The sequence below is a fragment of the Streptomyces sp. NPDC060232 genome (assembly GCF_042726555.1).
In the GTDB taxonomy this organism is placed as follows: Bacteria; Actinomycetota; Actinomycetes; order Streptomycetales; family Streptomycetaceae; genus Streptomyces.
Window position 1 is genome coordinate 139,592 of sequence record NZ_JBHXAG010000020.1, and the last position, 6,000, is coordinate 145,591.

The window sequence follows — 6,000 nt, forward strand, 5'->3', positions numbered from 1 at the left end:
CTGGACGGCGGGCGTCTGCCCGGAGCGTCCTCCTGGGGAGCTGCCTGGGAAGCAGGCTGGAATGGCCCGACCGTGCGGCGTTGGCCGCATGTGGCTGCAAGCCGTGCGGTCGATACCGACCGCACGGCCTCGCGAGCGCAGGCGAAGGTCAGCTCCGGATCAGTTCCGCGATGTCGCGGGCGGCCTCGCGGGCCGGGCGGCCGACACCGATCAGGGTGGCGGAGGCAGGGCCGGTCCAGTCGCCGTAACCGAGCAGGTGCAGGCGCGGCTCGTCCACCGCACGAGTGCCGATCGTGGCGATGTGGCCTCGGGTGCCGCGCAGGCGGAGTGAAGCGAGGTGGGCCAGGTCCGGGCGGAAGCCGGTGCACCAGATGATCGCGTCGGCCTGCGTGCTCGTCCCGTCGGCCCAGGTGACGCCGTCCTCGGTGAGGCGGCTGAACATAGGTGTGGCGGTGAGAAGGCCGGCCTCACGGGCAGCCCGTACGGGCGGGACGGCGACGATGTCGCCGAGCGAGGCGACACCACCGGTGTCCGTGTGGCCGGCGTCCAATGCCTGGCGGCGGGCGGTCGCGGCGTCGAAGAGCGCGCGGCCGTCGATCTGGTCGGGCAGGTAGCGGGGCGGGCGCTGGGTGGCCCAGGTCAGGTCCGCCGCGCCTGCGAGGTCGGCGGCGATCTGGGCACCGGAGTTTCCGCCGCCCACGACGATGACCCGCTGTCCGGCGAAGTCGGAAGGGCTGCGGTACTGCACCGTGTGGAGCTGGCGGCCGCCGAACTCGCGGCGGCCCGGGACGGCGGGCAGGAACGGGCGGGTCCAGGTGCCGGTCGCGCTGATGACCGCGCGGGCCTGCCAGGCGCCGCAGTCGGTCTCGACCTGCAGGAACGAGCCGTTACGGTGGACCGCATCGACCCGCACGCCGCGCGCGGCCGGCAGCTCGTACCGCTTCTCGTAGTCGGCGAGGTACGAGACGACGTGCTGCGCGTCGGGGTAGACCTCGCCGGGCTGGGGCGGCATGAGCCGACCGGGCAGCGATGAGTACGCGGCCGGGGAGAACAGGCGAAGGGAGTCCCAGGTGTGCTGCCAGGCACCACCGGGCGCCTCCTGGGCGTCGAGGATGACGAATTCGACGCCCAGGCGGCGCAGGTGGTAGCCGGCGGCGAGCCCGGACTGGCCGCCGCCGATCACCACCACATCCGTACGTCGCGTCATGCGGAAGGCTGCCCGCTGTCCTTCTGGCCCTGCATGAAGATGACCGCCACCAGGGCCAGACCGACCACCGCGCCGGCCAGCTGCGCACCGATGAAACCGGGTACCGAGGCGGGCGCGATGCCCGCGAAGGTGTCGGTGAAGGCGCGGCCGATGGTCACGGCCGGGTTGGCGAAGGAGGTGGAGGAGGTGAACCAGTACGCGGCGCCGATGTACGAGGCCACTGCGACGGGGGCGAAGCGGAGGCGGTCGGTCTTCGCCAGGCCGAAGATCAGCATGATCAGACCGGCGGTGGCGACGACCTCGGCCAGCAGCAGGTTCCCGGCGGAGCGGTCGTGCGTGGACCACTTCACCAGGGGCTCGCCGAACATCGCGTCCGCCAGGATCGCGCCCGCGATCGCGCCCACGATCTGCGAGGGGACGTACACCGCCAGTTCACGGGCGTCGACGCCCGCGCCACCGCGGCGGGCCGTCCACCACTCGGCCAGGGTGACCGCCGGGTTGAAGTGGGCGCCGGAGACCGGGCCGAGGAGGGCGATGAGGACGCCGAGGCCGAAGACGGTGGCCGTGGAGTTCGCCAGCAGCTGGAGTCCCACGTCCTGGGTCAGCTCGGTGGCCTGGATGCCGGAGCCGACCACGACCGCGACCAGGGCGGCGGCGCCGACCAGCTCGGCAGCGGCGCGGGCGATCAGCGGGGTGCGGGGCGGGGTGGCACCAGGTGCGGGCTGGGGCACGTCGGCGGCTATGACGGACCCCGCTGCGGGTGCGGTGCCGACGGGCTCGGTGGCGGTCAAGGCAGGTTCTCCTCGGGCAGGTGCGGGGAAAAGCGGGTTATGGGCAGGACCGCTTGAGGTTCGCTTCGGCGGTGGCGCGCGCGGTCTGAGCGAGGTCGGCGAACTGACCGGCGATGGCCTCGATGACTTCCGGGCGCAGGCGGTAGTAGATGTACCGTCCGCACGGCTCCGTCTCCACGACCCCGGCCTCGCGCAGCACCTTCAGGTGGTTGGAGAGGTTCGTCTGCCTGGCACCCGTCTCCTCCACGAGATGGGTGGTGCAGAGCGTCTCCTTGGCGAGGAGGGTCACGATCTGGAGCCTGAGCGGGTCGGCCAGCACCCGGATCAGTTCATTGTCGACTGACGTCATCATGGACTGATACTCTCACATCAGTGGTGGCTGACACCACCAGGTGCTGATCTTTTGCGGCCCTACCTTTTTGAGATCGAGAGAGACGTCTGATGTCCGAGCAGTCCGGCAAGCCCTCTGTCCTGTTCGTATGCGTCCACAACGCCGGCCGCTCCCAGATGGCTGCCGCCTGGCTGTCCCACCTGGCAGGCGACCGCGTCGAGGTCCGCTCGGCCGGTTCCGCCCCCGCCGACTCGGTCAACCCGGCCGCCGTCGAGGCGATGCGTGAGGTCGGCATCGACATGTCCGCCGAGACCCCCAAGATCCTCACGATCGACGCGGTCAAGGCGTCGGACGTGTGCATCACCATGGGCTGCGGCGACACCTGCCCCGTCTTCCCGGGCAAGCGCTACCTGGACTGGAAGCTCGAAGACCCGGCCGGCCAGGGCGTCGAGTCCGTCCGCCCGATCCGCGACGAGATCAAGAAGCTCGTCGAGGGCCTGATCGCGGAGATCGCCCCGGAGCCGGCGGCGTGAGCGAGCCCACCGACACCGCGGCGATACGCAACGTCATCGTCATCGGATCCGGCCCCGCCGGATACACCGCCGCCCTCTACACGGCGCGCGCGAACCTGCAGCCGCTCGTCTTCGGCGGTGCGATCTTCGTCGGCGGCTCGCTGACGACGACCACCGAGGTCGAGAACTTCCCCGGCTTCCCGGAGGGCGTCGACGGCCCGGTCCTGATGGAGAACATGCGGGCCCAGGCCGAGCGCTTCGGCGCCGAGATGATCGATGACGACATCGTCGCCGTCGACCTGACCGGCGAGATCAAGACCGTCACCGACTCCGAGGGCACGGTCCACCGGGCCAAGTCCGTGATCATCGCCACCGGTTCCGGCTACCGCAAGCTGGGCCTGCCCAAGGAGGAGGAACTCTCCGGGCGGGGCGTGTCCTGGTGCGCGACCTGCGACGGGTTCTTCTTCCGTGACCGCGACATCGTCGTGGTCGGCGGCGGCGACACCGCCATGGAGGAGGCCACCTTCCTCACCCGCTTCGCCCGCTCGGTCACCATCGTCCACCGGCGCTCCACGCTGCGGGCCTCCCAGGTCATGCAGAACCGCGCGTTCACCGACGACAAGATCTCCTTCCTCTTCGACAGCGAGATCACCGAGCTGGAGGAGAAGGACGGCAAGCTCTCCGGCCTCTCCGTCCGCAACGTACTCACCGAAGAGGTCCGTCACCTCGACGCGACCGGGCTGTTCATCGCGATCGGCCACGACCCGCGCAGCGAGCTCTTCACCGGCCAGCTCGACCTGGACGGCGAGGGGTACCTGAAGGTGCAGTCCCCCTCCACCCGGACGAACATCCCCGGCGTCTTCGCCGCGGGTGACGTCGTCGACCACACCTACCGCCAGGCGATCACCGCGGCCGGCAGCGGCTGCCAGGCAGCCCTCGACGCCGAGCGCTACCTCGCGGCACTCGCCGACGCCCGGTAATCCCGACCACCTGCGAGGAGGCCGCATCATGGCCCTCAAGAGCGTGACCGACGCGTCCTTCCTGGAGGACGTCCTCCAGAGCGGCAAGCCCGCGCTCGTCGACTTCTGGGCGGCCTGGTGCGGCCCGTGCCGCCAGCTGGCCCCCTCGCTGGAGGCCATCGCCGCCGAGCACGGCGAGAAGATCGAGATCGTCAAGCTGAACATCGACGAGAACCCGGAGACCGCCGCCGCGTACGGCGTCATGTCCATCCCGACGATGAACGTCTACGTGGGCGGCAAGGTCACCAAGACCATCGTCGGCGCCAAGCCCAAGGCGGCCCTCGAACGCGAACTCGGCGAGTTCCTCACCGCCTGACGGACTTTCCACGATGCCCCCTGCGCCGCAACCGGCCGCAGGGGGCATCGTCGTCGCACCCCCGGTGGGCCCTTCCCGCAGGTACCCGAAAGGACTGGACATACAGCCCAGTCAGTGACCAACTACTCCATTCGGTGCGGCGCGAAGATCGACGCAATCGGCAACGAATACTGATCGTCGGCCCGTCCGGTCGGCAGCTCCGCCGGCTGGACGGCTCCACTCCCCTGTCGGAGGGCGCCTTTCAGCGACGGCGTGCGCAGGTCCAAGCCCCCATGCCCTGGATCTTGGCGAGTCTCCTCGCCGTCGCGATCTGCTCCGCCTTTGTGGCGAGGTCCGCGCGTGGTGCGTACTTGCGGCCTCCTGCCGCCTTCCAGCTCGACTGGGTGAACTGCAATCCGCCGTAGTGGCCGTTGCCGGTGTTCGCCCGCCAGTTCCCGCCGGATTCACATCGCGCGATGGCGTCCCAGTCGCGGTTCGGTTTGGAGTGGACCGCAGCGGCGTCAGCCCCGGATGCGTTCAGCAGAGCCACCGCCAACAAGCATGCAGAGGTGAGCAGTTGGCCGATCGTGCCCCGGCTTCGCCGGTCCTTGCGTTGGCTCGACATCAGTCCTCCTTCGCTGTTGGTGCGGGGCCTGCCACAAACAGCGGGCGGGCCCGCGAACGACCGCCTTCGGGCCGTTTCCACAGCACAGCACGGACCGGCTTACCTTCAGCGGCACTTACCGTCGGCGAAGGAGTGACGCCACCCGAACGGACGCTCTACGGCTCCTCATGAGATCTCCCCTGCTCAGGAAGATCCCGGTTCCACCGTGACACTCCGAGGTGACCGGCTCCAACCAGCGCACCCTCCGGGCCGTCGGCCAGCACGACGCCCGCAAGACCACGCTGCTGCGCGCCGTTCTCGGTCTCCCCCCACGGGCGCTCGTCGAACACCGGTGTGCTTGAACCGACTTGACCAGCCCGGTCCCGCATCCGCGCGGTGTTGCCTGGATCTTGCAGGACAGGGGCCGGTGCTGCTCTTCGCGCTCGCCCTGGCGGCCGCGGCCATCGCCCTTGACGAGCAACTCGGCAGGGCGGAACGCGGCGACACCGATGGCTGACGCCGGACTGACCGACCGCTACGGCCGCAAACGGTGCCTGCTCACCGGCCGCGTCGTCTGCGGCGTCGGCACACTGCTCAGCCCGCCCCACCGGTACGGGGCCTCATCAAGGAACGGCCGGATACCGGATACGACCCCTCCTCGGTTGATCTCGACTGGCCGACTCCTTTCAGAAAGCACAGGTCAGCGGACCCGTCCGCGCGCTTTCAGCGGCCCCGGCGGGAGCTACGGCGCAGGGATCGGCGGGCCGTCGTACTGAACTTGATTGGGTGATGTCGGAGCCGTTCGCATGACGGCGGCCGGTCCGCTCCGGTAGCCCTGGACCGTGAGATACGCACAGGGCGGCGGGTTGACCGACGCCGGGAGGGCCGCGAGGGAGCGGGTGCGGCTGCAGGCCGTGGAACGTTTCGAGGGCGGACAGAAGAACAGGGAGATCGCTGCCGCGCTGCGGGTCAGCGAGCGGTCCGTGGAGCGGTGGCGCCGCCAGTGGCGCGAGCGCGGCAGAGCGGGGGTCCTGTCGAAGGGATCGCCGGGGCGGCCGAGGCTCAGCGACGCGCAGATCGCAAGGCTGGAACGGGAGCTGGAACGCGGGCCGCTGGTCCACGGCTGGACCGACCAGCGGTGGACGCTTGCCCGGATCAAGACGTTGATCGGCCGTCTGTTTCGCGTGAGTTACACGGTGGAAGGCACATGGCTGTTGCTGAAGCGGCACGGCTGGTCCTGG

General features: G+C 70.0%; 8 protein-coding genes. 4 read left to right on the forward strand and 4 right to left on the reverse strand.

Annotated elements, in window-relative coordinates:
* Positions 1-148 precede the first annotated feature (148 nt).
* The 3 genes from ACFWFZ_RS26355 to ACFWFZ_RS26365 are packed head-to-tail and all read right to left on the reverse strand — an operon-like array spanning position 149 to position 2,350.
* The gene (locus tag ACFWFZ_RS26355) at positions 149-1,207 is read right to left on the reverse strand and encodes an ArsO family NAD(P)H-dependent flavin-containing monooxygenase (RefSeq protein ID WP_387125447.1); all 1,059 of its coding nucleotides are present in this window, start codon (positions 1,205-1,207) and stop codon (positions 149-151) included.
* The gene (locus tag ACFWFZ_RS26360) at positions 1,204-1,998 is read right to left on the reverse strand and encodes an aquaporin (protein ID WP_387125448.1); all 795 of its coding nucleotides are present in this window, start codon (positions 1,996-1,998) and stop codon (positions 1,204-1,206) included. The genes ACFWFZ_RS26355 and ACFWFZ_RS26360 overlap by 4 nt, the downstream gene beginning before the upstream one ends.
* A 37-nt stretch (positions 1,999-2,035) precedes the next feature.
* On the reverse strand, positions 2,036-2,350 hold the full coding sequence (locus ACFWFZ_RS26365; RefSeq protein ID WP_387125449.1) for an ArsR/SmtB family transcription factor: 315 nt from the start codon (positions 2,348-2,350) through the stop codon (positions 2,036-2,038).
* Positions 2,351-2,439: 89 nt separating this feature from the next.
* Between ACFWFZ_RS26365 and ACFWFZ_RS26370 the strand changes: the two genes are divergently transcribed.
* Genes ACFWFZ_RS26370 through trxA form a run of 3 tightly spaced genes read left to right on the forward strand, consistent with a single transcriptional unit; the run spans position 2,440 to position 4,176 of the window.
* A complete protein-coding gene (locus ACFWFZ_RS26370; protein ID WP_387125450.1) occupies positions 2,440-2,862 on the forward strand; it encodes an arsenate reductase ArsC in 423 nt (140 codons plus the stop codon).
* Entirely contained in the window at positions 2,859-3,821 is a 963-nt protein-coding gene (trxB, locus tag ACFWFZ_RS26375) for a thioredoxin-disulfide reductase (protein ID WP_387125451.1), read from the forward strand. Before ACFWFZ_RS26370 ends, trxB begins: the two co-directional genes overlap by 4 nt.
* A gap of 28 nt (positions 3,822-3,849) precedes the next feature.
* A complete protein-coding gene (trxA, locus tag ACFWFZ_RS26380) occupies positions 3,850-4,176 on the forward strand; it encodes a thioredoxin (RefSeq protein ID WP_387125452.1) in 327 nt (108 codons plus the stop codon).
* 241 nt (positions 4,177-4,417) lie between these two features.
* Here trxA and ACFWFZ_RS26385 read toward each other — a convergent pair whose 3' ends face one another.
* Complete coding sequence (locus ACFWFZ_RS26385) at positions 4,418-4,780, reverse strand: transglycosylase family protein (RefSeq protein WP_387125453.1); 363 nt, start codon at positions 4,778-4,780, stop codon at positions 4,418-4,420.
* Between the two features lie 878 nt (positions 4,781-5,658).
* On the opposite strand from ACFWFZ_RS26385, the gene ACFWFZ_RS26390 reads away from it, so the two are divergent.
* On the forward strand, positions 5,659-6,000 hold a 342-nt coding region (locus tag ACFWFZ_RS26390; protein WP_387125454.1), incomplete at its 3' end, for a winged helix-turn-helix domain-containing protein.

Bases quoted from the DNA above. Each gene is read 5' to 3' on its own strand.
- ACFWFZ_RS26385 (WP_387125453.1), bottom strand. From the start codon at position 4,780: ATGTCGAGCCAACGCAAGGACCGGCGAAGCCGGGGCACGATCGGCCAA.
- ACFWFZ_RS26365 (WP_387125449.1), bottom strand. From the start codon at position 2,350: ATGATGACGTCAGTCGACAATGAACTGATCCGGGTGCTGGCCGACCCG.
- trxA (WP_387125452.1), top strand. From the start codon at position 3,850: ATGGCCCTCAAGAGCGTGACCGACGCGTCCTTCCTGGAGGACGTCCTC.
- ACFWFZ_RS26355 (WP_387125447.1), bottom strand. From the start codon at position 1,207: ATGACGCGACGTACGGATGTGGTGGTGATCGGCGGCGGCCAGTCCGGG.
- ACFWFZ_RS26370 (WP_387125450.1), top strand. From the start codon at position 2,440: ATGTCCGAGCAGTCCGGCAAGCCCTCTGTCCTGTTCGTATGCGTCCAC.